This is a genomic window from Rhizobium azibense (assembly GCF_004342325.1).
GTDB lineage: Bacteria > Pseudomonadota > Alphaproteobacteria > Rhizobiales > Rhizobiaceae > Rhizobium > Rhizobium etli_B.
The window spans coordinates 821,660-845,432 of sequence record NZ_SMBJ01000001.1 but is presented as its reverse complement, the minus strand read 5'-3'; the positions used below and the strand labels follow the sequence as shown (position 1 = coordinate 845,432).

Sequence of the window (23,773 nt, the reverse complement as noted above, 5' to 3'; positions counted from 1 at the left end):
CAAGCCTCCCTGTCGTTCAGTAAACGCCGAACATGTTTTCGAGCGGGCCTTTGTGCAGCGGGATCTGGAAGACGATCTCGAAAATTAGATAAAGTGCCACCGCAAATCCCAGGCCAAGAAAAACGGCTGCAAAGGGATGATATCTGCCCTGTCTCCACGCGACGTAGAAGAGATAGAGCGCGCTGCCGACGTAAAGCCCAAGCTGGATGGCAACGACCACGAAGATCGCCATCGGCAAGAAAAACGAGGCCAGACGTCTGACCTGTTCGGCCTCCAGGAAGATCTCTTGGCGCTTTTGTCCGTGTCGTCGGAGCGCAAGAAGCGTCTGCGCGGCGGAGGCGACGCTCGCCAGGAGCACGATCAGCCCGACATAAAAGGGAAAATAGCCAGGTTGCGGACCAGAGCTTTCCCAACCCACTCCAAGATCGAGCGAGCCCGTCGCAGCAAGAAGTCCGATCCCTGCGGTCAGTGTTGCGGCAACCAGCTCCATGTGGATGCGTCTAATGTGCATTTGCTATCCTCCCTATGAGAAAGAACCGGTCCGGCGGCGCCCGCCGGACCGATCCTCTCACTGGACGAGCCAGCCTTCGGTCTTGAAGACCTTGACGGCATTCGTCTCGCTGGTCGCGATGAAGTCGCCGAGCGCCTTGCCGGTCAGGAAATCACCGGTCTGCGACGTCTTGCGCACATACTCTTTCCATTCGGAGGTTTCGCTCACCTTGCGAAGGACCTCGGTGTAGTAGGCGAGTGCATCCTCCGGAACATCGGCTGCAGTCCAGACAGTGCGCGGCATCTTGTAGGATTTAATCGGAATCCCAGCCTCGATGCAGGTCGGAATATCCTGCCAGCCCTTGCCGTCATGGATCGGCTCGCTTCTTGCCATTTGCGTGGACGAGAAGACACAGAGAGGTTTCACGGCACCGGCCTGCCACTGGCCGACATTCTCGTTCGGGTTGTTGACGTTTGCAGCCACGTGACCACCGGCCAGTTGCACGCCGACTTCGCCGCCGCCGTTGAACGGCACGTATTTGAAACTCGCGCCGGTCTGCTGTTCAATCAGGGCGACAAGCGTCTCGTCCGTATCCTTGGACTGGCTGCCGGCAAAGGCAATCGTTCCAGGCTTTGCCTTGGCCGCCTCAACAAGGTCCGTAGGCTTCCCATATGGGGAATCGGACTTTACCCAGATCAGGAATTCGTCAAACGCAAGAGCTGCAACGGGCGTCAGATCCTCGGTCGAGTAGGCCATCTTCGCTACATGGGGCAGCAGATAGGCGTTGTTCGTTCCGAAATAGAGCTTGTTTGCGTCGCCCTTGTTCTGCCTTGCATAGAGAAACGCTTCCGCGCCGCTGCCGCCACCCTTGTTCAGGACGACCATCGACTGATCCATCAACTTGTACTTCGTAATGATGGACTGGATGGTGCGAGCGAAATTGTCAGTGCCGCCGCCGGCACCCGAGGCGACGACGAACTCGACCGGGCGGTTCGGCTCGAATGCGAATGCCTGAGTAGCCGTGCTTAGCGCCGCCAGGATAGTGCATGCAATGGAAAAAGGCTTCTTCATCATTACTCCTCCTTTGTACTCATCCGGCACGAACCCTCCTCCGTGCCGGGCGATGCTGCAGATTTCTGAAGTCAGGCCGCAGCAGACAGTGCTGCAGCCCTCCTGGCCATGCGCGCCGCCAGAAGCAGCGCCTCGCGGCTGGCGCCTACATCGGCGATGCCCTTTCCAGCAATGTCATAGGCCGTGCCATGGGCCGGCGTGCACAGCGGGAACGGCAGGCCCCCTATCATTGTCACCCCTTTGTCGAAACCGATCAGTTTCATCGCGATCTGACCCTGATCGTGATACATGGTCAGGACGGCGTGGAACTCTTCCTTGAGTGCGCGCAGAAAGACGGTATCGGCAGGGAACGGGCCCGCGACGTCGAGGCCAGCCTTTTGCGCGGCTGCCACGGCCGGCTCGATGATCTCAATCTCTTCCATCCCGAAGTTGCCGCCGTCACCAGCATGCGGGTTGAGGCCCGCGACGATGATTCTCGGATTTTCGTGACCGGCGCTTTTCAGGCATGCCTGCGTCAGCGCCAGCTCGGCGACAATCCCCTCCACCGACAGAGCTGACGCAACCTCGGCGAGAGGTATGTGCGAAGTCACGCGTGCGTTCCAGACGCGCTCGAGAACATTGAATTCACGCGCCTTGCCAGTGAAACCGATGACGTCGGCAACGAAACGGATTTCGTCGTCGTAGCCCGAATAAGCGTAACGCATCGCCTTCTTGTTGAAGGGGGTAAAGCAGACGGCGTGCGCCCGGCCGCTGTCAGCAAGCTTTAATGCAGTGCGGAAGTTCGATGTGGCGAAAATGCCGCCTGCAAGTGTCGCCTCGCCGCGTACCACGTCGGCGGGATTGAGATGAGCAAGGTCGATGAAGACGTGGCGATCCTTACCCGCCTGCTCGAAACTGTCGAGCGGCGCGCTGGCAAGGCTCAAATCGAGCCCCGCTTGCTTGGCTCCGTCCTCGAGAATACGGCGGTCGCCGATCACGACAAGGTGCGCCGCCTCGCGAATTTCCGGAAGCGCAATGATGCGCGCGGTGAGTTCGGGACTGATGCCGGCCGGATCACCCATCGCAAGGGCGATTACTGGACGCGTTTCGGTGGCGCCGTCTTTGATCATGAACCTCTCCACATGTTTCTCCTCGAAGAAGCAGATACACCGGTTCGGCACTCAATATCAAGAGCTCTGCATGCTGTATGCAGAATATTTCGTTGACTTGATCACTGCGGAGTCATTAGGTGGCTTCAGCACCCTCATATGGAGAATCAAGGTGGCTCGGATGAACTCAGTCAAGGTGGATGCGGGTGATGTCAGCAGCGTTGCGCCGCTGCAACGGACAGCCTTGCACGACACGCTTGTGAACCACCTGCGCGACATGATCATCGAGGGTAATCTCGCACCGGGAAGCCGCATCCATGAAGGCCAGCTCGGTGAGCAGCTTGGCGTTTCAAGAACGCCGTTGCGTGAGGCGATAAAGTATCTGGCGAGCGAAGGCCTTGTCGAACTCGTCCCCAGTCGCGGAGCAGTCGTGAAGCGATTCAGCCCCAAGGATGTCGAAGACATGCTGACAGTGTTGCAATCAATGGAGGAGCTAGCCGGGCGGCTCGCATGCGAGGTCGGCTCCGCCGAGGAGATCGCACATGTTCGCGCCCTTCATGATGAAATGCTGGACAAATACAGGTCGGGCGACCGGCTGAACTACTACAAGCTCAACCAGGCAATCCATACGGCAATCGTCCAGATGGCGCATAATGCAACGCTCTCGAACATGCATACGACGTTGCAAACGAGGCTGAAGCGCATCCGTTTCGTCGGCCACGAAGGCCCTGAGAAATGGGCTGCCGCAGTTGCCGAGCACGAAGAGATGATCCTCGCCCTGGAACAGCGCAACAAGCCGGCATTGTCAGAGGCGCTTGGGCGGCATCTGAAAAATGCGTGGGAGCGCGTCAAGGACGGTGTGTGAGGCCGTTATGCCGGCGCTCAAAGTCTGCTGCTGTGGCGCCCACGCGGCAGTCAGCTGACCTTTTGGGCGGCCCGATGCGCTGGAAGTGTGACGACGAAGCAGGCGCCGCCATCCGAGGGGGAAACATAGCGGACTGCACCGCCATGGCGCTCGGCGATCTGGCGCACCAGCGCCAACCCCAGGCCCCAGCCGCCCGTGGCCTCGCTTCGCCCCGGGGGGCGGTAAAATGGTTCGAAAACACGGGCGCTCTCGCCGTCGGGTATGCCCGGGCCCTGGTCGCGGATCCTCAGTTCCACCGTACCGTCTAACAGCTCAACACTGGCCGTTACAGGAGAAACGCCGTGGCGCAACGCGTTCTGCATAAGATTACGCACGAGTCTGCCGAGCAGGCGCGCATCACCTATGACAGTCGCGGGCGTGCCAAAGACCTCGATGCCGTGGCGCGCGCCTTCTTCCGAGACCAGAGCCAAGAGGTCGATCACCTCAAGCGCATCTAGCCTTTCGATATGGTCGAGCCTGCTCGCCAGCAGGATCTCCTCGACGAGCGTGTCCAGTTCGGCGAGGTTGCGCACGATCTCATCCTTGCGGTTCTCGTCCGGCGCCTGCTCATAGAGATCGAGCGCCATGCGAAGGCGGGCAAGCGGCGAGCGCAATTCGTGACTGGCATTGGCAAGCAGAGCGCGGTTTGACTTGATTAGCCGCTCGACATGATCAGCCGCCTTGTTGAAGCTCTTCGCGACCGCCGCGACCTCATCGCTGCCGTCTGCGGGTACACGCGCCACGAAGTCGCCCCTCCCCCAGGCATCCACGCCCCTGCGCAACCGCTCCAATCGGCTGGTCAGGTGGCGTACCACCGGGTAGGCGGCGAGCCCAATGACGCCAGCGATCAACACCAGATAGGCTAGCGGATTGCGTCCGGGCGGTCGCAAAGGCCGCGCCATGCGCGCCGCCACCGTGCGACCGTCGGGCAATTCGGTCATCATTGTGTGAAAGCTGCCTCTGCCGTGGCGCCAGCGCCCCTCGAGAACGTCGCGCGGAAATGCCTGGCCGGCATTCGCGATCAGCCTGCCGCGCGGATCGTAAAGTGCTATGTCGGCGTCGAATGCGCGTGAGAACTTCTCCAACATCGCCTCGGTCGACTGCAGGTCCATCTCGGGCGGAATAAGTGCGGCGACGAACCGCGCGCGTTGGCTCTGCCAGCTGGACTCCTCCTCTCCCTGTCCCAGCCACACGAAGGCCGCACTGGCAAGCGCGACCGCTGCAAGGCTCGCGAGCAGCGTCAGATAGATTTTTAGGAACAGCCGGCTGCGCATCGCTATCTCTCTTCGTCCTGGAAACGGGCGAAGACATAGCCGGCGCCGCGCACGGTTATGATGCGTCTTGGATGCTTGGGATCGATTTCGATCGCCGCCCTGATGCGCGATATATGGACGTCGATCGAGCGGTCGAACGCCTCCAACTCCTCTCCCTTGACCGTGTCCATCAACCGTTCGCGCGACAGCGTGCGCCCGGCATTTTCGGCCAACGCCACAAGCAGGTCGAACTGGTAGCTGGTCAGGACACATTCGTCGCCGTCGATCCTGACCGAGCGGGATCCCGGATCGATCTCCAGCCGTCCGAAGCGCAGGACGCGTGAAACCGCTGCGCTCCCGTTTCGGCGGCGCAGGATCGCCTTCAGACGCGCCAGCAATTCGCGCGGATTGAAAGGCTTGGGCAGGTAGTCGTCGGCTCCAAGCTCCAGCCCGACGATACGATCTGTCTCTTCACCCTTGGCCGTGAGCATCAAGATCGGCACGTCCGAAACCGCGCGCATGCGCCGGCACGTCTCGAAGCCGTCAAGGTCCGGCAGCATGACATCGAGGATCACGACGTCCGGCATCCGGCGGCCAAGGTCGGTGAGGCCCGCCGCGGCCGTCGCCGCGGCGTGGACGGTGTAACCGTTGCCGGAGAGATAGTCGGCGAGCATGGCGGAGAGGCGCGTATCGTCGTCAACAATCAAGACCCGTTCCGCCATTATCTGCCCTCCGTTCAATCGCTCGGCCCACTTAGCCTTACCACCGGCCGTGGCCCCTGCGCTCTTTCAAATGCTCGACGAGCTTAACGCGTTGTTCCGGCGTCAAAACTGCAGCGGCGTCGAGCAGAGCAGTCGTCATCTTGCGCGAGGCCTCGTCGATGGCCGCAATACGCTCGCTGCGCAGCTTCTCGGCCGCGGCCCGGTCTATAGTCGGAGCCCCAAGGAGTTCGATAACCTGCGCACGCGTCTCGCGGAAGTCCCGGAAAACCGGCCCGATCTCATCGCGAGCCTTGTCGATGATCTCCCAAAGCTTGTCTTCCTGCTCGGATGTCGCATCGAGTTCGTCAAGCACGGAGCCTAGTCGGTGTTCCATAAAGCCGCCACCTCCCATATGTGCTTGCATCATGTGGCCGCCCATGCCGAAGCCGAAAACATCGCTCCGCGCGGCTGCAAAACCGGCCGCGCCCACGACAGCGACGGCTACCAGGCCGCCAATCGCGGCGCGCCGCCCCCATCCTTTCGAGGCTGGCTCGCTGAAAGTCAGGTCCGCCAGGTTCTTGTCCTCATTTTCCATCGTTAGTCTCCCTTCACTCCGCAGCACCTGCTGCAGTGAAGGAACGCTAACAGGGCAGTGTTTCGAGTTTTCTCGATAAATGTAAAGCAATGTAAAGCCGGGGCCGCTCGGTCTCGAAAAGGCTGGGATGCATCAATGCTTCTCAGTCGGCCGTCATGGCGCCCAGTAAAAATTTCTGGGCCCAAACAGACAGTTACAGCGTCAAAACGTTAAAGTATGCCGAAGTGTATTTTCGAGAAAGAAACATTAGACTACAGTCATACTCGCTGGGGTCAACAGCAGGTAAAAGTAGTATTTTTGGGAGGAAATAGAATGTCACACAAAGTGGCCTTGAAGAAACGCGTTCTGACTTCAAACGATCTAGACATGCTGGACGGTTTGCTCAAGGAATGGTGCGACAGTCGCCACTACGACATTTTGAACTTGGAGGCCCAAGAGGCGGCAAGGGAGTTGGTGATGTGGTTTGAGTTTGGCGTCGATAAACCCCATCAACTTCGGGAATTGCTTGCAACGCGTTAATCGATAATGCCCGTCTGGTAAGCGCCAGATGGGCACATCAATCCGGGGTTTCGCCACGGCATAAAAGCCTGAGCTGCCTGCGGCGTATTTTTTAGTTTCCAGCCCGCAGATGCTGCCTTTAGTCGGCAGGTCCCGTCAGCCTTCAGCCCTTGATCTGACTCAACAGGCGTCTTCCATGCTGCTTTCCAGGCGAAGCGGGAGAGTTTGCCACGGCGATCTGTTCAATCAAGGAAGCGTTTGGCTTCATGGATGATCCTGCAAGATCGGCGGCCGAGATCGTCGTCTTCGGAACCTACGCGTCTTCTGCGGCATTAGGAGCATTTGCCGTGATTGTTTCAAGGGAGGCCAAGACGTCAGGAAAGAAGAAGAGCGTTCGCACCAGCGCCGCTCCCGTTCGGCAACATCGCCCTCGCCCGAAGCGAGGGGCACGCTTTCGCGTGTTCCAAAAAGCCAATCGCCAAGCCACACAGATCGCCTGGCTCGTCGTTGTCACCTTCGTTGCCGCCATCGCACTGCATGCTTTGTTGACCTGATCAACATTGGTCGCACTCTCTGATGAGTCGATGTGAGCGCATTTGCGAAGTCGGACCAGGTGGCAAGTCCTTCTGATATTGCTCGTTGGTACACGCAAATCCCGCTTGGATGCCGCGGCAAAGGAATAGCGCCTCGCGCAAATGCTTGGCAGACCGTTCTCGGATAGATGATGGAGATCCGAAGATTTAGTCGGATCAGCTCATGCGACAAGCGCGGACGAATTCCCCATTCCGGCAGTTCGGGGCTTCTTGTACAAGAAGGTCAGACTCCTCCAACTGGCGAATTTATGGCAGTATTAGCGACGCCTTAAATGAAAGGGAGGAAACACTCGTGTCTCTGATAACGAAACTGCCAGCGGGCCAAACTGTCCTTGAGTTCGAGGGGCACAAGTTCTGGGTTGATATTTCGGAGAAACCGAAATTCGAAATGAGGGTTGGCATGGTCCCAGAAGGTGACGATCCAGAACTGGTAGTGAAACTTATGGCCGCTCTCGAAGAAGGAAGTAAATGGAAGAAGAATAAAGACGGTTCTTGGAAGTGTGTCGATGAAAGAGGGTCGGCAACTGACGGCATGCACAGAACGAAGCACTGAAAGAGGAGACCATCCGGCTTGGCGAGATGGGCGTTCGAAAATTGCGCCCCGGCCAGAAAATCTGCAGCATCAGGGTGATCGGCGAATTTTCGCCATTGCCTAATGCATCAGAACCACTGCATGGCGTCGTTCCTTCGATTGATGATGCGCATTCTTTTGGCGAAACGTCGCGAGGCATTCGAATGTCGCCTATTCATAGCTCCCGGGCGGTAGGCTTAACCGACCGCCGATGATCGCGATCAGCTAACCCGGAAAGGTCACCCGACAAATTGAAGAGCTGCTGCGCAATCAGGCGGACGAATGACGCCCACTGGTTGCGCCATTTTCTTGGCGATCCGTCATGACGCGTGATATCCATGAATGTTGAAATTCCGAACCTTGTTCTAATTTTGATCGAGATGAACGTCCGACAACGAGATTCCATGCGAGGCGACCAGCAAAAGGAGATGGCTTCCTGGTTGCAGTCACTGGAGCCTGTCCAACCAAGGCACATGATCGGGCTTTGGAAAGGCGTTGGCATCCCCTCCGGTCATCCCCTGGATGGCGTCCTCGAAAATTTGCACTGGTTCGGAAAGCGCTTTTATGCCGACATGCGAGCGGATGCTTTGCTCTTCCAACGGCGGTCTGGAAGGCTTGTGGCGATCGATCCCAGCTATATCCCCATCGGGCTCGCCATCAAGGCGGCACCGTTGGGACGAACGGCTCTTGCAAGGATCCTGTTTCTGCATCTTCAGGAGTCGTTGCGTGCAAAAGATACAACGGCCTCGATAACGCTCCGAACACTCGTACAGGTCGAGAGCGCGGCAATGATCTATGACAAGCAGCCCATCGTGGACCACTTCCGGCTTGCAGGCCATGGCGACCTGGTAGGGATGATGTGCGTGCGCGAGGACCCACGTCGGTATTTCTTCAGGCTTCGAAGAGTGAAGGAAATAGGCACGTAGGGCATGGCTTGGGCTGCGCCGCCCGGAACATTTTTCGGGCTCCGATCGTTGGCAGGACGAGCAGCAAATCGGAGGATCATATGAGCAATCTTTATAACGATAGCGCCCCCCCGGTCTCGGGCGAGCTAGCAAAAAGCGTCCTGACAGCGTTCTTTGACTCTCAAAGCGAAGCGGAGGATGCCGTCGAGCGCCTGAAAGAAGCAGGCGTCACCGACGTCCGGCTGATGCCGGGCTACGAAGCCGATGCCGAAAAGACCACAGTCGAAGGCTACGATCGCGGACGGTTCTGGTATCGACTTGAAGGCTGGCTTCTTCCGGACGAGGACCGTGCCGTTTATGCCGAAGGACTTCGCCGCGGTGGCTTCCTGGTGTCCGCTTCGGTGGACGAGGCCACATACGAGACGGCCCACGACATACTCGACGATGAAGGAGCAATCGACATGGACGAGCGCGCCGACCTTTGGCGCAGCGAGGGCTGGGACGTCATGCAGCCGAATCGGAACGAGCTGGGAGATGCCGACCGCGACCAGGCGGCCTTCGGCTCTCGCGACGATGTGTTCGAACCCGACGCCGCCGCAAGGTCTCGCACGAGCGCAGGTCGGTACATGAGAGGCGGCGGATCGACGCCTTCGCGCGTGCGCGCCTATAAGCTCGATGAGGAAGTTCCCGTGGACGAACATCTGGACAGCGACATCCTGCCGACCGGTCATCAGCAAACGGTTGCCGAGGGGCAGGATCCTGCCGAGCGCGAACTTCGTCAGAGCCAGGACCTGGGCGGGCTGCGTCAGGGGCAGACCTTCCCGCGCAGCCGATAAATTCGGGCTCTTGACGCTGTCGGCGCAGATCGATGCTACACAGGGAGCCGGACGTTTGTGCCGTCTCCCCCACATTTTTTGAGCTGGCCGCTTGACGCTCACTGCGGGAATATCGGCATGGGCGGCAACGGCTAAAGGCGTCGCGACTCCTTGCCGATTTTGGCAGCTGCATCCGCTCGTCGATGACGCCGACGACATCGACGGAAATCTCATTCGTCCGAGGAGAATGCAAATGAAGAGCAAGGAACTTGCCGAAAGTGATCCATGGCGCGAGCGAAACTTTGTGCTCGTCCTCGAGGATGGCGAAGAGGCCTTCGAAGCAATAACGCGCTTTGCCGAAGAGCAAAAGATCGGCGGCGCGTCGCTAACCGCTATCGGAGCCTTCAGTAGCGCCACGCTCGGCTTCTTCGAGTTCGCGACGAAGAATTATAAGGAAATCCCGGTTGAGGAACAGACCGAGGTCCTAAGTGCCATTGGCGACATTGCTACCGGCGACGACGGCAAGGCCAGCCTGCATATGCATGTCGTCCTCGGCCTGCCAGACGGAGCCACCCGAGGCGGCCATCTTATCAAGGGCGCGGTTCATCCTACACTGGAGATCATCATACGCGAAGGCGCAGCCGGCTTCCGCCGCAGAAAGCGCGAAGACCTCGGAATCGCCCTTATAGACCTGTAGACGGTGGTCTGGAACAGGTGGTCATCGACGAGTAGATCGGCGCTCGCTCGGTCGATGTTCGGCGATCATGCATCTCTTGTGCTGAAAGGCGGCACCTGGCGGCACGCAGGGCTCTGGCTTACCAGGATCGAATTGCGCCTACAACGGCTGGCTGCTGCCAAGCCAGTCTGACATCAATAAAGACTGTTCCGATCAATTGCATGGCCTTGTAGAGCAACGGCGTGGAAACGACGACGGTGGCCCGGAGGTATCTGGACAACGCCTGCCGCAACTCACCCGAAAGCTTTCGCTCAAACGTCTCAATGCCCTCGCCATCATGATCATCGTTGCCTGAAAGCATTACTTGCCTGTCCTTCCACCAAAAGGGGTTCGTCGCTAAATCCCTGGAGAGCAGCCAGCTGCCCTGAATAAACCCAATCGGACCAAAGTCTTGAGTGCTTCGGGCCAATGGTCTGAGGGAGGGAACTGCTGCTGGGTGCGGTCGTTTGCTCCCCTGTGAGGCTGCCAAGACAGCCATGGAAATGGAGAAGAAAATGTTTAGCAAAATCTTCATCTCTACCACCGCGATCGCCCTCATGTCGGGTGCTGCCCTTGCAGGGTCTTCGACGGTTAACGGCGCGGTCGGCGGTGCAGCCACAGGCGCAATCGTCGGCGGTCCGGCCGGCGCCGCAGTCGGTGGCGCAGCAGGTGCGGTCGTCGGGACGCTGCTCGATCCGCCGCCGCCGAAGGTTGTGACCTATGTGCGTGAAGCGCCTCCTCCGGCAGACACCGTCGTCATCAAGGAGAAGGTCGTCGTCGGGCAACCTCTGCCTGAGGCCGTCGCAATCACGCCGGTGCCCGATGATCCTAAATACGCCTATACGGTGGTCAACGACCAGCGTGTGATTGTGGAGCCCTCCTCGCGGAAGGTCATACAGATCGTTAACTGACGACAAGGTTGGACCCGCATGCGCATCCAACCTGCAGACTCAAAACCAACTAGACACCACAAGGACGCCGTGCTGCGCTGCCCTGAGGCGGAGCGCGGCCTCGGCTGGGAGTTAAAGCTATGAACCGCAAGATCCTACCTGCCCTGCTCGCCTCGCTCGCGCTTGGCGCTTCGCCAATTGGTCTGATTTCAACAGCCGCGCAGGATGCCACCCCGATATTGCCCAAGAAAGGCGCGCCGCAAGGCGAACAGCCGCAATCCGGAACATCGCAGCAGCCGTCAGGCACAGAAGCGCCAAGCACTGGCTCGGGTCAAGAAGCCCCGTCCGGAGGATCGGGCAACGCCACAACCGAGCAACCCGATAGCGGAGGAACGGGAACGTCCGGCTCGGCTTCACAAAGCACTGATAAGCCTGCCACTCAACAGCAAGACACAACGAAACCTGCCGAGGGATCCACTTCGCAGCAGGCGCCTGCAACCGAAAGCGAAAGCGGAAAGAGCTCGACTCAGAGCTCCGGCGAAACAACTTCGCCTGATGGAAAAGCCCCATCCGACAAGCCGTCCGACGCCACTGGATCGGGCGAGACTGGCACGACGGGGGCAAGCCCGTCGACGGAAACGTCCGGCCAATCCACTTCCACGACCACTGAGACCGATGTCAATATCTCTGTCGAACAGAAGACCGAAATCCAGCAGGTCGTGAAGGAAGTCAATGTCGAGCCGGTTCGCGAGGTCGACTTCACTGTTGAGGTTGGCACAGCCATACCAAAGACGATCCGACTTGAGCCGCTGCCGCCGCGGATCGTCAAGATCGTCCCGCAATACGAAGGCTACCGCTTCTTCATACTGGCAGATGGCAGGATCGTCATCGTCGAACCATCGACGTTCAAGATCGTCTACATCATCGCCTGAACGGCACCGACGTCCCCCGGCGGCAAAGCCGGCCGGGGGACGAGAGAAACCTTGTTGACGCTCGTTCGCTGTTACGGGAAAAGGCGATCGATTTAGCCCGCTCTACTTGTGCAAGAACCATCCCATCCAGCGAAGTAGATACGGCAACGCGCCGAAAAACATCGTGATTACGATCAAGGCTGTAAAGATCACCATGCGCGGGATGAACGGCACCGGTTCCAGAACGGGGAACAGGAACCATATGTAGAAGGATGCGATGGGAAAGATGCCCATCCAGATCACGATCGCCATGCGCCAGCGCGGCGGCTGGTTGTTAACCGTCAGTCCCGTCGTCGAGAACCAAAGATCGGCCGTGTTGAATGTCCGGTATTCTGGAGTGTGTGCGCAGACCTCGTTGATGCGTTCGTGCCATTCATGGGCAGCCCGGGACTGCCGCCAGGCATCAAGATCAGCCTGCGACGCGAAGGTCTGAACGACATGGAACTCCTCGCCCTCGACACGTGGAGGGATGAGCGTGGAGAACAGATAACCCTTGGCGCGCGAGCAGGCCTCGAGCATGCCCCTTGCGAGTTCCTCATAGTCTTTCTCCCGGCCGGGATCGGCCCGACGGTGCATGATGCGTGTCACCTGTTCCATGTCACGCACACTCCGTACCGACTGACACCTTAATGCCAAGGATGAAGGTATCGAGATGGGGAAAACATTCTGCGAATTTCGGATTGCCGCAATGCTTCATGGTGACCTCGATGAGGAGCTTGAGACCGGCGCAGAATTCAAAGACTTCGGCTTCGGGACCCTCGTTGCGCCTTTCCTTCTTTGTGATCTTCGTCAGGTCGTCGTGGGTGTTGAATTTGGATTCGTACACTGTTTCTCCGACGGGATTTTCTCGCTGGCCGGAAAGATGCTTGAGCGTCAGATGGTATGTGTGCGGCAAGGCCGAGTCTCCGTTCGCGAAATAGGTTGACAAAGTCACCTACTTACGAACGATTGACATTGTCAACCTTTTCCGACATTCCCTGCTTTATGAGCGAAGAAATCACCAACCTGCTGAGCGAAATTTCCAGGCGATTCCGGATGCAACTGCGCGCGGCGGCCATCGACGGCGAAGAGCCGACGCCGTTTCAGAGCGAGGTCGTGGCCATTGTCGGCCGCAACAGCGGTATCGGAACGCTCGCGTTGGCGCAGCTTTCCGGGCGCGACAAGGCCCAAATAACGAGGATTGTCGCCGAGCTGGAAACGCTGGGACTTGTCAGACGCGAACGCTCAACGCGGGATCGCCGGTTGTCATTGCTGACGTTGACCAATGCCGGAGATGACCTGTTTCGACAGATAAGCGCGAGACGGACTGCACTCTCCGCCACCATGCTGGGCCCGCTCACTCTTGGAGAGCGCGAGCAACTGCTAGTGATGTTGCTGAAGATGCGGTCTGCTCTCAAAAGCAGTGCCGAGAGCGATGACGAGACGACGGGCGTCGTCGGGTCGAGCCACTCTCGAAGCGCGCGCCCCTTGTGAAAACCACGTTCCCGTCATCGGCTGCCCTAACACACTTCGCCTTAGTGCAGCACAGCCGTCGGCAGGCGAACGATGCTCGTAATCGTCTCGAGCAGTTCAGCGAACTGGTCGAGGACCATTCCAAAATTCTTGTCATCCATCCGCGCTATCTCCGGGATCGTGTCGTAGGTGCGTGCGACGAGGTCGCCGAGGCCCGTGCTGTTGGAAAGCGGGCTGTTGGAAAAGTTGCTGCTTCGCACCGCATGCAATTCGTCCACAATCCGGCGAACCAGACGCTCGCGATCTTTGATTGACAGGCTCAACAGTTCTTTCCGCGCATCGCGAATTTCGGTGATGATATCGTGGGACATGAGCCTCCCCGACGTAACAGTGGCGGCAGCGCGCCTTGCCTGTAAACGCACTGTAGCAGCTCCTTGGCGACAGGACGTCGGACCTTGGTCTGATCGCTCCCTTCACTTGAGACCTAAGTCCCCGATACCCACGTCATTTACCCGCAGACGCCCTTCAAGTCGCAGTCGCGTAGCATCTGTAGGCGTTTTCATTGCGACGTCATGCCCGTCCTATGGAGGTCTCACCGATCTTCTGGCGCACGCTAAAGAATGGTCTCAAGGAACGCGGATAATGGCGTGCAAGCGCATCACGGTACGCGGTTCCATCGTCGGCACACGGCAGGACCTGGAGGAGGCATTGGCCTTTGCAGGCGACGGCAAGGTTTCGGCCCATTTCGCTTGGGACAAGCTCGAAAACATCAACGCCATTTTCCATCGCACGGAACAGGGCAAGATCGACGGCCGTATCGTCATCGATCTGACGGCCTGATCACCTGATAGACCACCGGCGGGGTCCTACACTGAAGCGGCAGGCCTAGAGGTGCGCCGTTCATCCGCAATTAAAGGACGACGAGGCGCGCCATCGCACCGCGCAGCGTCCGCCGCCGGTATCGCATTCGACCAGGACCCCAAGCGGCTTGCGTTCGGCGAAATGCGCTGATGCCTTCGGCGAAATGCGCTGAAAGGCCTTCTGGCAATTGATGCCTATGGCCCGGGCGGCGACCTGAGCTGCGGCAGGCGTTGGGGACTTTGTGCGTCTTGAATGCACACGCAAATGCAGGTCGTGTGCATCCATGTAGGATTGCACCCGGCTGATGTTTACCGTCATTCGGTCTTCATCGGCGATCGGCCGCGGCGTCGAAAGATCAGATCCCGTCGTCCACCTCGGCGACAGCGGCAAACCGGTTTTCCCGCATCTATGCGGATCCACGTTCATTTCCATGAGGGTGGGCCACCATCGGCCAGATGTTTCTCGGTGCCCGGCGATAGGGCGTCTTGGCCGGATTGTTAGGATATGGCGTCCCCGCGGAACAATAGAGGATTTCGGTGGCAATCTTCGAAAACGACGCGAAGAAGTGGTTCGTAGATTTGATGACCAGGATCTTCTTCTTGGTCGGATCAATGCCCATGACTGTAAAAAGGCTGGCATCAAAGCTCTGGGCACGCGTTGAGTTCAAGATGATGTCGAGGCCGTTGAGAACCACATGAGCAGCATCGCCGAAGGGTGCGAGGCTCTCGCCGAACTGCATTTCGGCATCTCTCACGAGCTTGACGACCGTCACTGTTCCATCGATCGGATTTCCGGTGCCGGGCGCCGATTTCGCACCGAATCGAAGCGGAATCTCAGCGCCCTCCCCTGCCGCAAAACAGATCTGCACAGCCATCGGGTCCCAGATCGTGCCGATCGCCGTATCCGTTGCCCCATGGCTCAGCAATTCTTCGAGAATGACGGTTGCATCACCTGCGGTACCGCCGCCCGGATTGTCCCAGATATCGGCGATGACAACCGGCCAGGCGGTGGCAGCCAGCGCGCGCGCGACCGCTTCCTTCTCGTTTATCTGAGGTGCCATGAAAGTTCCGCGCTTGCCAAACAGTTCAAGGCCCAGGTCGCGGGCAAGCGCTGCTCCCTTTTCCGGCTTGTCATCCGTCACCACCAGCATCTTCGTTCCCATTTCGGGAACGTCACCGACCATGAAGCCGTGAACAACGGAAATCGACAGGACTTCAGGGTCGTCCCTTTCGATCTCGATGATCCTGTCGACGAAGGAGCGCATCGGTTCGCGCGACGTGGGGAAGACGTCGATCATTCGGCAATCGAAGACGGAAACGACAGGTTTTACCCTGCCTTCAAGCGTATCGACGGCGATGCGCCACAGATCTTCGGCGCGCTCGACGAAATCCGTGTGCGGGAATTCCTTGAAGTAGACGGCAAAGTCGAGGGCCGCCACGCGCTTTGCGGTCAGATGGCTGTGCGGGTCGAGCTCGGCGCAGACGAGAATATCAGGTCCCACGATCTCGCGGATGCGCGCAAGAATGTCGCCTTCGGTATCTTCGTATCCGGCCGCCACCATGGCTCCGTGCAGCCCGAGGACGACCGCGTCAACCGGCATCGCGGCACGCAGCTGAGCAAGTATCTCGTCGCGCAAATCTTCATAGGTGGAACGGTTGACGAGCCCGGCCGGATCCGCCCAGGTTGCCGTCCCTTCAATCAGGTCCCAGCCCTTTGCCGCGGCCACACGCCTGCCGACGGTGATCGGGGCAGTGCAAAGCGTCGGCGTTTCTGGGTGCTGTCCCGGTGGTGCGTAAAGCGAAGCCTCGAAAGCCCGCCGGTCGACACAAATTGGTGAGAAGGTGTTGGTCTCGGTCGCCAGAGCTGCCGTGAAAATGCGCAAGAGATTGGCCTTTATGTTTTCGACACCGCCTCAACCCATCGGATTCGGCAGATAGCCGGTGAACCCCGAGATCTTCCAGCGCCCCTCGTGAAGCCGGCAGTAATAGAGCGTCTGCCACTGCATGACATCGCGGCTGCCGTCGGTCTTGGCAATGCCGCCATCGAACTTCTTGCGCACCAGCGCCATACCGCCTTCGATTTCGATATCCTCGAGCGTCGTCGTAGCGAAAATTGCAGTGCGGGCGTCTTCCGCAAGACTTTCCTTGGCAAACGCCCTGGCCTGCCGCAGCCACTCGTCGCGATAGGCGGCAAGGCTCGGAAAGGCAAGCCGCCATTTATCCGGGCTCAACTGCTTGCGACCATCGATCCCGATGAAACCATCTTCCACGAAGTCGTTTTCAACCATCGACCAATCGCCAGCCAAGAACGCCTCGATGTCGCGCGAAACGAGCATTTCCCAGATGGAGTGCCGGGCTGCGTCGGACGACGGGAAGGGATTCTTGAAAGGATCGCGCATGCTCGCCCTTATTTAAATTCTTTTCATAAATCGCGTTTTTCTCTGGCCAAATTCCGCTTTCTATGGTCACTTGTCAACTTATCAAGAAAATAATTTGCAAGGATCCGGAATGCACATGAAGCGCTATGGCACTGTTCAAACCGGCGCCGGCGGCAAGTCCCTGCCGTTTGCGCGCGCCGTCGAAGCCGATGGCTGGCTCTATGTTTCCGGTCAGGTTGCAATGCAAAACGGCGAGATCGTCGAGGGCAACATCATCGCTCAGACGCATAAGACAATTGCCAATGTGCTAGCGATCCTCGAAGAGGCCGGCTACGGCGTCGAGGATGTCGTGCGCGTCGGCGTCTGGCTCGACGACCCCCGCGATTTTTGGACCTTCAACAAGGTCTATCAGGAGTATTTCGGCGAGCATCCCCCGGCACGCGCCTGCGTGCAATCTTCAATGATGGTGGATTGCAAGGTAGAGATCGACTGCGTCGCCTATAAAAAGAAAGACCAGTAGCGGCGACATCACCGGGAGGATCGGTTGGATATCTTTTCCACATTGCAGGAAGACAAGGGTCGCCTCTCTCCATCGGAGAACCGCATTGCCGAAATCATCGTCAACGATTTCGAATTTGCCGTGAACGCCTCCATCATCGAGCTGGCGGAAAAAGCCGAGGTTTCGCCGCCGACCGTTACGCGCTTCTGCCGCCGGCTCGGCTGCGAAAGTTTCTCTGACTTCAAGGTACAACTCGCCCGCACGGCCCATATTGGCGTCCGCTATCTGAAGCCCGAGTCCAAAAGCAGCGATCCCGCCGACGTGGCGCAGGACATCATCACCAAGGCCCAGAACGCGCTGTTCCTCCTGCACCGCTCGCTTGACATCGCCTCAATCGGACGCGCCGCCGACCGGATCGCCAAGGCGGATATGATTTATGCCTTCGGTTCAGGTGGCAATTCCTCAATGATCGCCGACGAGTTCCAAAACCGCCTCTTCCGCCTGGGCCTGCGCATCACGGCAAGCTCGGACCACAGCATGCAGCTGATGATGGCGGCGGCAGCGCGCGCGGGCGACGTGGTGATCGGTTCGTCCTTTTCGGGGCGCAATGCCGAACTTGTTCGCGCTTTCGGGCTGGCGCGCGAAGCCAAAGTCACGACAATTGCACTGACGCAGACCGCAAGCCCGGTGGCAACGGCGGCCGAGATCGTCGTGCCGGTCGATCTGCCCGAAGGAAACAATATATTCCGCCCCACCTCGACGCGCATCGCCTATATCGCAACCGTCGACATCATCGCGAGCCTTGTCGCCTATGCCATCCAGCCAAAGGCGGCGGCAACGCTAAGACGCATCAAGCAACAATTGGTCGCCCACCGCGATGGCGACGACCGTCAGCTCCTCGGAGACTGAGGACGTGCAAAGGGAAGGATGAAGCATGACGCAATCGGTCGCTATCGTGACGGGAGCTGCTGGAGACATCGGCGCTGCGATCGCCGCCAGGCTCGCCGACGACCATGACATCGTCCTGCTTGCCGACATCGACCTTGATGCGGCTGCGGCCGTTGCCGCCACGCTTGGTCCGCAAAGCCGTTTTATTGCGGCCGGGTGCGACGTCACCAGCGAGGAGAGCGTTTTTCGTCTTGCAACGCATTGCGCCGAACTCGGACAGTTGCAGACGCTCGTCAACAATGCCGGCGCGGCACGCGCTGTCAGCCTTCGTGATACCACGCCTGCCATCTGGCGCATGGATAATGCCCTCAACCTCGAAGCTGCATTCTTATGCTTTCGCGCTGTCGAGAACATGCTGAAGGTCTCCAAAGGCTCGGTCATCAACATCGCCTCCGTCAACGGCATCAACGTTTTCGGTCATCCAGCCTATAGCGTGGCGAAGGCGGGGCTTCTCCACTTCACCCGGTTGGTGGCCGTCGAGTATGGCAAGTTCGGCATCCGCTCCAATGCTGTCGCCCCCGGCACGGTCAGGACCCGGGCCTGGGAAGAGCGCGCGGCTGCCAATCCCAACGTCTTCGAGGAGGCACGGCGATGGTATCCGCTCGAGCGGGTCGTCGAACCCAAGGATGTTGCCAATGCCGTTGCCTTTTTGGCCGGACCGCAGGCGGCAGCCATCAGCGGGGTTTGCCTGCCCGTGGATTGCGGCTTGACGGCGGGCCAGGCCGAGCTCGCCCGCACGTTCTCGCAATCCGACCATTACTGAAATCCATAATCAAAAGAGAGGAACAGGACATGAAACCGGTTTACTATCGCTTGGAAAACAGCTGGACCCCAAAGGGCGGGCCAAACGGCCAGTTCACCTTCACGCTGTTCAACCTCTCCGAAAGCCCGCTTTCCGGTTTCAAGCTCGTCTTTACGTCCCTGACGCGAGTGAGCGACCCTGAAGCCTGTCAGAACGCCCAGTTCCTAAGGCGCAACGCGAACTTCCATGAATTCTCGCCGCCGCCGGGATTCCTTCTTGCGCCCGGCCAGAGCTGGATCTTCACGGTAGCCGGCCTTCATCGCAAGGCGCAGCACTGCACGGACGGGGCAAAATCCGCCTATCTGACATTGGCCGACGGCACGCATGCCGACGTGGCCGTCTCCGATCTGCTTCTCGAAGGCAGCCCGAGCGAGCCGCCGCCGGTGCTGATGCCGGAGGGCCGCCTTGATCTTCCCTTCGCGCTCCAGCCATGGCCGGCAGAGATTGATGCAATGCCTGGCGACAGCTTTCCTGTCGTGCTTTATCCGCAAGGCGCAAGCTGCGACGAGCTGCTTTCGATTTCAATGGTGATTTCCCTTTCGCGCCGGCTCTTTGAAAGTGACCATTCCGTCTTCAGCCTGTCACCATCGGCGCAGGGCCGACCGCTGGTCTTCGACCGCCAGGCCCGGCTCGATGCGGAGAGTTACCGGCTAACCTTTGCCTCTGACAAGGTCACGCTTTCCTATTGCGATGCGGCCGGGCGCCAGTATGGGCTGACCTCGCTTGCGCAGTTGCTCAACGGGGCGCGCACGACCAAGGGCAGGTTCCGTTTTCCGGTCTCCGGCAGCATCTCCGACAAGCCGCGTTACAGCTGGCGCGGCTGCCATCTCGACGTGTCGCGTCAGTTTTATCCGGTTGCCGACGTCAAGCGGCTGATCGATATCCTTGCCTGGTTCAAACTCAATATCTTTCATTGGCACCTGACCGACGACGAGGCGTGGCGGTTGGAGATCAAAGCCTATCCGCAGCTGACCACCACCGGCGTCCTGCGTGGTCCGGACGAGCCGCTGCTGCCCCAGCTCGGTAATGGCGCTGAGCCCGTCGGCGGTTTTTACTCGCAAGACGATATCCGCGACATCGTCGCCCATGCCCAGGCATTGAATGTCGAAGTCGTGCCGGAGATCGATATTCCCGGCCACAATGCCGCAACGCTGGCCGCTCTCGCGGAACTCACCGATGGTCAGGAGGCACCGGACAGCTACCACTCCGTTCAGGGCTATCCGAACAACGCGTTGAACCCGGCCGTGCCGTTCACCTACGAATTCCTGGAGAAGGTCTTTGACGAGATGGTCGAGCTCTTCCCCTCCTCCTACATTCATGTGGGCGGCGACGAAGTGGCGAACGGTTCATGGCTTGCCTCTCCGCTGGCAAAGAAGCTGATGGCCGAGGAAGGCATTTCCGGTACCTCCGGCCTGCAGTCCTATTTCCTGACACGAATTAAGGACATGCTCACAACGCGCGGACGCAAGCTTGCCGGCTGGAACGAGGTGGCCCATGGGGGCGGCGTCGCGGCGAAAGACACGCTCTTGATGGCCTGGGAAAATCCTCAGGTCGGAATCGACCTCGCAAGGGAGGGCTACGACGTCGTCATGACGCCGGGACAGGCCTATTATCTCGACATGGTGCAGGCAGAAGCCTTCCAGGAGCCGGGGGCGAGCTGGGCAGGCACGGTGCCGCCGGCACATACCTATGCCTATGAAGCGGAAGGGGATTTCCCCGAAGATCTCAAGGACAAAATGAAGGGCGTACAAGCCTGCATCTGGTCCGAACACTTTCTGTCGCGCGGCTACTTCAACCGCCTGGTCTTTCCGCGCCTTCCGGCGATCGCCGAAGCGGCGTGGACCCCGAAGGCCAAGAAGGACTGGAACCGCTTTGCGGCCATCGTCCCTCTAAGCCCGGCACTCTAGGCCCCCAAACTCCAGGACGGTAGCGATGCGGATTGCGGTCGGCGGAATTCACACGGAATGCAGCACATATTCGCCGGTGCTGATGGCAATGGAGGATTTTCGCGTCATGCGCGGGGCAGATCTCCTCGGTTCTGACTATTTCAACTTTCTGAACACGGAAGGGGTCGATCACCTCCCGCTTCTCCATGCGCGTGCCATCCCCGGCGGACCGGTGTCGCATGGCGCCTACGAGGGGTTCAAGACGGAGTTCCTCGATCGCCTGCAGGCGGCCATTCCGCTTGACGGTCTCTATCTCGCCATGCACGGCGCAATGAACGTCGAGGGCGTGGATGACGCCGAAGGCGACTGGATATCGGCGGCCCGGGCTGTCGTCGGCCCGCACTGCATCGTCGCCGCGAGCTACGATCTGCATGGCAATGTCAGCCAGAAGATCGTCGACCAGCTCGATATCTTCGCGGCCTACCGCACGGCGCCGCATGTCGACGTGCGCGAAACCATGGTGCGCGCCTGGTCTATGCTCGTCGACGCGCTTACGAGCGGGAGCCGCCCGGGCGTGGCCTGGGCGCCGGTGCCTGTCCTGTGGCCAGGCGAGCGGACTTCGACTGAGGATGAGCCGGCAAAGGGCCTCAATCTGCGGCTTGCCGACTTCGACCGCCGCCACGGCATTCTCGATGCCAATCTGATGATCGGCTATGTCTGGGCCGACGAGCCGCGGGCGACGGCCTGTGCCGTGGTGACGGCATCGGACAAAGCTGCTGGCGCAAAAGCCGCACAGGAGATCGCGCTTGCCTATTGGAATGCCCGAAAGGATTTTCGTTTCGGACCGATCACCGGTCCGCTCGACGACATGCTTGATATCGCGGCAGCTACGAAGACTGCGCCGGTCGTTCTTGCAGATTCGGGGGACAATCCGACCGGCGGCGGTGTGGGCGACCGGGCCGATGTCCTGAGCGCCGTTCTTTCCCGCAAGTTCGAAAACACGCTCTTTGCCGGCATCACCGACCGGCCGGCGGTCGAGGCCTGCTTTGCCGCAGGCAAGGGAGCGATCGTGCCTCTCTCAATCGGCGGCAGCCTCGATCCGGCGAGCGTTCCCGTTCGCGTTGAGGCCGAGGTGATCCTGCTCGACGATCCAGGCTCCGGGGCCGAACGCCAGGCGGTGATCCGCACCCGTGGTGTGACGGTGGTGCTTGCCGCCCGCAGGCGTCCCTATCACAACATCGCAGATTTCGCGCGCCTTGGGCTCGATCCCAGATCGGTTCAGCTGCTTGTCGTGAAATCCGGCTATCTTTCGCCCGAGCTTGCGCCGATTGCCAATCCGAACCTCATGGCACTGACTGCGGGCGTCGTAAACCAGGACATCGAAAGTCTAGCCAGCCATCGCCGAACCCGGCCGATCTTCCCGTTCGACCGCAATTTCGTCTACCAACCGCAGGCGCGACTCTCGGCGCGCTGGCAGGACTGACATTTTGCGTCAACAAATCGCCTGGCACGGCCAGAACGCAGGCCGCCCGACCGCCAGATCATTCCTTTCGCTGATAGCCGCATGAACCGCTTTCTTCCCGATGTCCTTCGCAGTCCGGCAATTCGCGTCAGCATGATTGCCATTTTCTTGTTCGGGTTTGCGGGAGCGACAACATCGCCCTATCAATCCGTCGTCGGCATTCGCGAGCTGGGATTGAGCAACGGTCTTTATTCAGCCCTGATCTTTGCGGCCGCGGCGGTCAATGTCCTGGTCAGCATCCTGCTTGGCAACCTTGCCGACCGTCTCGGCGAATATCGTTCGATGATGCTGGTGGCCGCCAGTTTTGGCATTTTCGGCTATGGCGCGATATATTTCCTTCCGACCCAGACGAGCTTCATCACCTGCTCGCTTCTGTTGCTACCAATCTATGGTTCGCTCAACTCCCTGCTTTTTGCCAATGTCCGGGCCGCCACCGCCGGAATGCCCAAAAGCGAGGTCAACACCGTCAACTCAGGCGTCCGGGCTATGATTTCGCTGTCGTGGGTGCTGGTACCTGGCATGACAGGCGCCCTGCTTTCCGCGTCGACGAGCATGCTTCCCGCCTATCTTTTCGCCTGTCTCTCCTGCGTATTATGTTTTGCCCTGATCAGCGCATTCCTGCCGCCCCAGAAGGGCACGGACAATGCAGCGACGCATCACCTCTCTCATCTTGCAGCTCTCGCCGAAGTGGTTTCGCCGAAGATTTTCACGCCCCTGATTGCCGTTGCACTCATCACGAGCACGCTCCATGTCAACGGTGCGATCCTGCCCTTGATCGTCACCGGAGCGGTTCACGGGACAGTCAGCGATGTCGGCGTTCTCGTCGGTATCGTTGCCTTCCTCGAGATCATCTTCATCATCGTCTGGGCGCGACTTCTTAGGCAGATGGGGCAGGTTGCAGCACTGGTCACCGGCACCATCATATATGCCACCTACCTGTTGCTGCTCGGCCTTGCTTCAGAGCCCTGGCATGCTTACGCCCTGACGATCATCAGCGGTATCGGCGCTGCAGCGCTGATCAGCATCCCCATCACCTACCTTCAGGACCTCATTGAAGAGCGGCCAGGTCTCGGCAGCGCCCTGATATCCGTCAACATTTTCCTCAGCGCCGGCGTGAGCGCACTCGTCTTCGCCATCGGCAGTTCCACCACGACCTATTCCGGGACCTCCATTATTGGTGCGCTCTTCGGTCTCGTCGGAATTGGGCTTCTGATTTACCGCAGCACCAGGCTCAGGGCTGTTTGATAGAGGACTTACCGCCCGATGAAGAAGGACGGCGCCTACGCCAAGCATGAGGCGAGGCCGCTCTCCCACCAGTCGCCTTGACCTGATTGACAGCAAAGCAAGGCGCTTGAACCACCGGAGC

General features: G+C 59.4%; 28 protein-coding genes and 2 pseudogenes. 17 read left to right on the top strand and 13 right to left on the bottom strand.

Translation table 11 applies throughout. The features are described from left to right. Positions 1 to 16 precede the first annotated feature (16 nt). The 3 genes from EV130_RS04100 to EV130_RS04090 all read right to left on the bottom strand — a co-directional run bounded on the left by EV130_RS04100 (position 17) and on the right by EV130_RS04090 (position 2,670). Positions 17 to 511: a tripartite tricarboxylate transporter TctB family protein gene (locus EV130_RS04100; RefSeq protein ID WP_074064186.1), complete on the bottom strand. Its 495-nt coding sequence runs from the start codon at positions 509 to 511 to the stop codon at positions 17 to 19. Between the two features lie 57 nt (positions 512 to 568). Next, the gene (locus tag EV130_RS04095) at positions 569 to 1,561 is read right to left on the bottom strand and encodes a Bug family tripartite tricarboxylate transporter substrate binding protein (protein WP_237358646.1); all 993 of its coding nucleotides are present in this window, start codon (positions 1,559 to 1,561) and stop codon (positions 569 to 571) included. Positions 1,562 to 1,632: 71 nt separating this feature from the next. Beyond that, the gene (locus EV130_RS04090; protein ID WP_074064185.1) at positions 1,633 to 2,670 is read right to left on the bottom strand and encodes a 4-hydroxythreonine-4-phosphate dehydrogenase PdxA; all 1,038 of its coding nucleotides are present in this window, start codon (positions 2,668 to 2,670) and stop codon (positions 1,633 to 1,635) included. Between the two features lie 160 nt (positions 2,671 to 2,830). Between EV130_RS04090 and EV130_RS04085 the strand changes: the two genes are divergently transcribed. Then, on the top strand, positions 2,831 to 3,514 hold the full coding sequence (locus tag EV130_RS04085) for a GntR family transcriptional regulator (RefSeq protein ID WP_132548908.1): 684 nt from the start codon (positions 2,831 to 2,833) through the stop codon (positions 3,512 to 3,514). A gap of 50 nt (positions 3,515 to 3,564) precedes the next feature. On the opposite strand, the gene EV130_RS04080 is transcribed toward EV130_RS04085, so the two are convergent. From EV130_RS04080 to EV130_RS04070, 3 genes are read right to left on the bottom strand one after another with little or no spacing between them, the layout of a single operon-like run. Beyond that, positions 3,565 to 4,827: a sensor histidine kinase gene (locus EV130_RS04080; protein WP_074064184.1), complete on the bottom strand. Its 1,263-nt coding sequence runs from the start codon at positions 4,825 to 4,827 to the stop codon at positions 3,565 to 3,567. A gap of 2 nt (positions 4,828 to 4,829) precedes the next feature. Next, positions 4,830 to 5,528 carry a response regulator gene (locus tag EV130_RS04075; protein WP_074064183.1) on the bottom strand — a complete coding sequence of 233 codons (699 nt, stop codon included), beginning with the start codon at positions 5,526 to 5,528 and terminating at the stop codon, positions 4,830 to 4,832. A 37-nt stretch (positions 5,529 to 5,565) separates the two neighbouring features. Continuing rightward, the gene (locus EV130_RS04070) at positions 5,566 to 6,102 is read right to left on the bottom strand and encodes a Spy/CpxP family protein refolding chaperone (RefSeq protein ID WP_074064182.1); all 537 of its coding nucleotides are present in this window, start codon (positions 6,100 to 6,102) and stop codon (positions 5,566 to 5,568) included. Between the two features lie 312 nt (positions 6,103 to 6,414). Here EV130_RS04070 and EV130_RS04065 point away from each other — a divergent pair, with 312 nt between their 5' ends. From EV130_RS04065 to EV130_RS04040, 6 genes are all read left to right on the top strand, one after another. Then, positions 6,415 to 6,621, top strand: a complete 207-nt coding sequence (locus EV130_RS04065) for a hypothetical protein (protein WP_074064181.1) — start codon at positions 6,415 to 6,417, stop codon at positions 6,619 to 6,621. A gap of 245 nt (positions 6,622 to 6,866) precedes the next feature. Then, on the top strand, positions 6,867 to 7,154 hold the full coding sequence (locus EV130_RS04060) for a hypothetical protein (protein ID WP_132548911.1): 288 nt from the start codon (positions 6,867 to 6,869) through the stop codon (positions 7,152 to 7,154). A gap of 331 nt (positions 7,155 to 7,485) precedes the next feature. Then, on the top strand, positions 7,486 to 7,746 hold the full coding sequence (locus EV130_RS04055) for a hypothetical protein (protein ID WP_132548913.1): 261 nt from the start codon (positions 7,486 to 7,488) through the stop codon (positions 7,744 to 7,746). A gap of 398 nt (positions 7,747 to 8,144) precedes the next feature. Continuing rightward, complete coding sequence (locus EV130_RS04050; RefSeq protein WP_132549977.1) at positions 8,145 to 8,690, top strand: GXWXG domain-containing protein; 546 nt, start codon at positions 8,145 to 8,147, stop codon at positions 8,688 to 8,690. Between the two features lie 80 nt (positions 8,691 to 8,770). Then, entirely contained in the window at positions 8,771 to 9,505 is a 735-nt protein-coding gene (locus EV130_RS04045) for a hypothetical protein (RefSeq protein ID WP_132548916.1), read from the top strand. A gap of 232 nt (positions 9,506 to 9,737) precedes the next feature. Continuing rightward, positions 9,738 to 10,181 (top strand): PPC domain-containing DNA-binding protein, encoded by a 444-nt coding sequence (locus EV130_RS04040; protein ID WP_074064176.1) that lies wholly within the window; start codon positions 9,738 to 9,740, stop codon positions 10,179 to 10,181. A gap of 118 nt (positions 10,182 to 10,299) precedes the next feature. Here the strand turns inward: EV130_RS04040 and EV130_RS04035 are convergent, their stop codons facing one another. After that, a complete protein-coding gene (locus tag EV130_RS04035; protein ID WP_132548919.1) occupies positions 10,300 to 10,734 on the bottom strand; it encodes a hypothetical protein in 435 nt (144 codons plus the stop codon). On the opposite strand from EV130_RS04035, the gene EV130_RS04030 reads away from it, so the two are divergent. Continuing rightward, positions 10,715 to 11,110: a DUF1236 domain-containing protein gene (locus EV130_RS04030; protein ID WP_132548922.1), complete on the top strand. Its 396-nt coding sequence runs from the start codon at positions 10,715 to 10,717 to the stop codon at positions 11,108 to 11,110. The genes EV130_RS04035 and EV130_RS04030 overlap by 20 nt on opposite strands. Before the next feature lie 119 nt (positions 11,111 to 11,229). Beyond that, on the top strand, positions 11,230 to 12,021 hold the full coding sequence (locus tag EV130_RS04025) for a DUF1236 domain-containing protein (RefSeq protein WP_132548925.1): 792 nt from the start codon (positions 11,230 to 11,232) through the stop codon (positions 12,019 to 12,021). Between the two features lie 102 nt (positions 12,022 to 12,123). On the opposite strand, the gene EV130_RS04020 is transcribed toward EV130_RS04025, so the two are convergent. Continuing rightward, positions 12,124 to 12,657 carry an antibiotic biosynthesis monooxygenase gene (locus EV130_RS04020; RefSeq protein ID WP_132659348.1) on the bottom strand — a complete coding sequence of 178 codons (534 nt, stop codon included), beginning with the start codon at positions 12,655 to 12,657 and terminating at the stop codon, positions 12,124 to 12,126. Between the two features lies 1 nt (position 12,658). Further along, on the bottom strand, positions 12,659 to 12,955 hold the full coding sequence (locus tag EV130_RS04015) for a DUF3861 family protein (protein WP_165918484.1): 297 nt from the start codon (positions 12,953 to 12,955) through the stop codon (positions 12,659 to 12,661). A gap of 89 nt (positions 12,956 to 13,044) precedes the next feature. Between EV130_RS04015 and EV130_RS04010 the strand changes: the two genes are divergently transcribed. Beyond that, positions 13,045 to 13,533: a MarR family winged helix-turn-helix transcriptional regulator gene (locus EV130_RS04010; RefSeq protein WP_132548934.1), complete on the top strand. Its 489-nt coding sequence runs from the start codon at positions 13,045 to 13,047 to the stop codon at positions 13,531 to 13,533. Between the two features lie 41 nt (positions 13,534 to 13,574). On the opposite strand, the gene EV130_RS04005 is transcribed toward EV130_RS04010, so the two are convergent. Next, a complete protein-coding gene (locus EV130_RS04005; protein WP_074064169.1) occupies positions 13,575 to 13,883 on the bottom strand; it encodes a hypothetical protein in 309 nt (102 codons plus the stop codon). Between the two features lie 280 nt (positions 13,884 to 14,163). Between EV130_RS04005 and EV130_RS04000 the strand changes: the two are divergent. After that, positions 14,164 to 14,352 (top strand): annotated as a pseudogene (locus tag EV130_RS04000) (zinc-dependent alcohol dehydrogenase); the annotation flags it as partial. 204 nt (positions 14,353 to 14,556) lie between these two features. Here the strand turns inward: EV130_RS04000 and EV130_RS33970 are convergent. The 3 genes and pseudogenes from EV130_RS33970 to EV130_RS03990 all read right to left on the bottom strand — a co-directional run. Beyond that, positions 14,557 to 14,779 (bottom strand): annotated as a pseudogene (locus tag EV130_RS33970) (D-TA family PLP-dependent enzyme); the annotation flags it as partial. Continuing rightward, positions 14,780 to 16,255, bottom strand: coding sequence for a M81 family metallopeptidase (locus EV130_RS03995; protein WP_132659344.1), 1,476 nt, complete (start codon positions 16,253 to 16,255; stop codon positions 14,780 to 14,782). Positions 16,256 to 16,285: 30 nt separating this feature from the next. Continuing rightward, positions 16,286 to 16,771 (bottom strand): hypothetical protein, encoded by a 486-nt coding sequence (locus EV130_RS03990; protein ID WP_074064166.1) that lies wholly within the window; start codon positions 16,769 to 16,771, stop codon positions 16,286 to 16,288. A 109-nt stretch (positions 16,772 to 16,880) separates the two neighbouring features. On the opposite strand from EV130_RS03990, the gene EV130_RS03985 reads away from it, so the two are divergent. The 6 genes from EV130_RS03985 to EV130_RS03960 are packed head-to-tail and all read left to right on the top strand — an operon-like array spanning position 16,881 to position 23,652. After that, complete coding sequence (locus tag EV130_RS03985; protein WP_074064165.1) at positions 16,881 to 17,270, top strand: RidA family protein; 390 nt, start codon at positions 16,881 to 16,883, stop codon at positions 17,268 to 17,270. 24 nt (positions 17,271 to 17,294) lie between these two features. Continuing rightward, positions 17,295 to 18,158, top strand: a complete 864-nt coding sequence (locus EV130_RS03980) for a MurR/RpiR family transcriptional regulator (protein WP_074064164.1) — start codon at positions 17,295 to 17,297, stop codon at positions 18,156 to 18,158. Positions 18,159 to 18,183: 25 nt separating this feature from the next. After that, entirely contained in the window at positions 18,184 to 18,960 is a 777-nt protein-coding gene (locus EV130_RS03975; RefSeq protein WP_132659342.1) for an SDR family oxidoreductase, read from the top strand. A 29-nt stretch (positions 18,961 to 18,989) separates the two neighbouring features. Next, on the top strand, positions 18,990 to 20,906 hold the full coding sequence (locus tag EV130_RS03970; RefSeq protein WP_132659340.1) for a beta-N-acetylhexosaminidase: 1,917 nt from the start codon (positions 18,990 to 18,992) through the stop codon (positions 20,904 to 20,906). A 25-nt stretch (positions 20,907 to 20,931) separates the two neighbouring features. Then, positions 20,932 to 22,368 carry a M81 family metallopeptidase gene (locus EV130_RS03965; RefSeq protein ID WP_132659338.1) on the top strand — a complete coding sequence of 479 codons (1,437 nt, stop codon included), beginning with the start codon at positions 20,932 to 20,934 and terminating at the stop codon, positions 22,366 to 22,368. A 21-nt stretch (positions 22,369 to 22,389) separates the two neighbouring features. Next, the gene (locus EV130_RS03960; protein WP_342635796.1) at positions 22,390 to 23,652 is read left to right on the top strand and encodes an MFS transporter; all 1,263 of its coding nucleotides are present in this window, start codon (positions 22,390 to 22,392) and stop codon (positions 23,650 to 23,652) included. Positions 23,653 to 23,773: the final 121 nt, after the last annotated feature.

Bases quoted from the DNA above. Each gene is read 5' to 3' on its own strand.
- EV130_RS04085 (WP_132548908.1), top strand. From the start codon at position 2,831: ATGAACTCAGTCAAGGTGGATGCGGGTGATGTCAGCAGCGTTGCGCCG.
- EV130_RS04060 (WP_132548911.1), top strand. From the start codon at position 6,867: ATGGATGATCCTGCAAGATCGGCGGCCGAGATCGTCGTCTTCGGAACC.
- EV130_RS04050 (WP_132549977.1), top strand. From the start codon at position 8,145: ATGAACGTCCGACAACGAGATTCCATGCGAGGCGACCAGCAAAAGGAG.
- EV130_RS04005 (WP_074064169.1), bottom strand. From the start codon at position 13,883: ATGTCCCACGATATCATCACCGAAATTCGCGATGCGCGGAAAGAACTG.
- EV130_RS04075 (WP_074064183.1), bottom strand. From the start codon at position 5,528: ATGGCGGAACGGGTCTTGATTGTTGACGACGATACGCGCCTCTCCGCC.
- EV130_RS04010 (WP_132548934.1), top strand. From the start codon at position 13,045: ATGAGCGAAGAAATCACCAACCTGCTGAGCGAAATTTCCAGGCGATTC.
- EV130_RS04020 (WP_132659348.1), bottom strand. From the start codon at position 12,657: ATGGAACAGGTGACACGCATCATGCACCGTCGGGCCGATCCCGGCCGG.
- EV130_RS04090 (WP_074064185.1), bottom strand. From the start codon at position 2,670: ATGATCAAAGACGGCGCCACCGAAACGCGTCCAGTAATCGCCCTTGCG.
- EV130_RS04035 (WP_132548919.1), bottom strand. From the start codon at position 10,734: ATGAAGATTTTGCTAAACATTTTCTTCTCCATTTCCATGGCTGTCTTG.
- EV130_RS03975 (WP_132659342.1), top strand. From the start codon at position 18,184: ATGACGCAATCGGTCGCTATCGTGACGGGAGCTGCTGGAGACATCGGC.
- EV130_RS04070 (WP_074064182.1), bottom strand. From the start codon at position 6,102: ATGGAAAATGAGGACAAGAACCTGGCGGACCTGACTTTCAGCGAGCCA.
- EV130_RS03970 (WP_132659340.1), top strand. From the start codon at position 18,990: ATGAAACCGGTTTACTATCGCTTGGAAAACAGCTGGACCCCAAAGGGC.
- EV130_RS04040 (WP_074064176.1), top strand. From the start codon at position 9,738: ATGAAGAGCAAGGAACTTGCCGAAAGTGATCCATGGCGCGAGCGAAAC.
- EV130_RS04045 (WP_132548916.1), top strand. From the start codon at position 8,771: ATGAGCAATCTTTATAACGATAGCGCCCCCCCGGTCTCGGGCGAGCTA.
- EV130_RS04065 (WP_074064181.1), top strand. From the start codon at position 6,415: ATGTCACACAAAGTGGCCTTGAAGAAACGCGTTCTGACTTCAAACGAT.
- EV130_RS04080 (WP_074064184.1), bottom strand. From the start codon at position 4,827: ATGCGCAGCCGGCTGTTCCTAAAAATCTATCTGACGCTGCTCGCGAGC.
- EV130_RS03965 (WP_132659338.1), top strand. From the start codon at position 20,932: ATGCGGATTGCGGTCGGCGGAATTCACACGGAATGCAGCACATATTCG.
- EV130_RS03990 (WP_074064166.1), bottom strand. From the start codon at position 16,771: ATGCGCGATCCTTTCAAGAATCCCTTCCCGTCGTCCGACGCAGCCCGG.
- EV130_RS03985 (WP_074064165.1), top strand. From the start codon at position 16,881: ATGCACATGAAGCGCTATGGCACTGTTCAAACCGGCGCCGGCGGCAAG.
- EV130_RS04030 (WP_132548922.1), top strand. From the start codon at position 10,715: ATGTTTAGCAAAATCTTCATCTCTACCACCGCGATCGCCCTCATGTCG.
- EV130_RS04025 (WP_132548925.1), top strand. From the start codon at position 11,230: ATGAACCGCAAGATCCTACCTGCCCTGCTCGCCTCGCTCGCGCTTGGC.
- EV130_RS04095 (WP_237358646.1), bottom strand. From the start codon at position 1,561: ATGAAGAAGCCTTTTTCCATTGCATGCACTATCCTGGCGGCGCTAAGC.
- EV130_RS04100 (WP_074064186.1), bottom strand. From the start codon at position 511: ATGCACATTAGACGCATCCACATGGAGCTGGTTGCCGCAACACTGACC.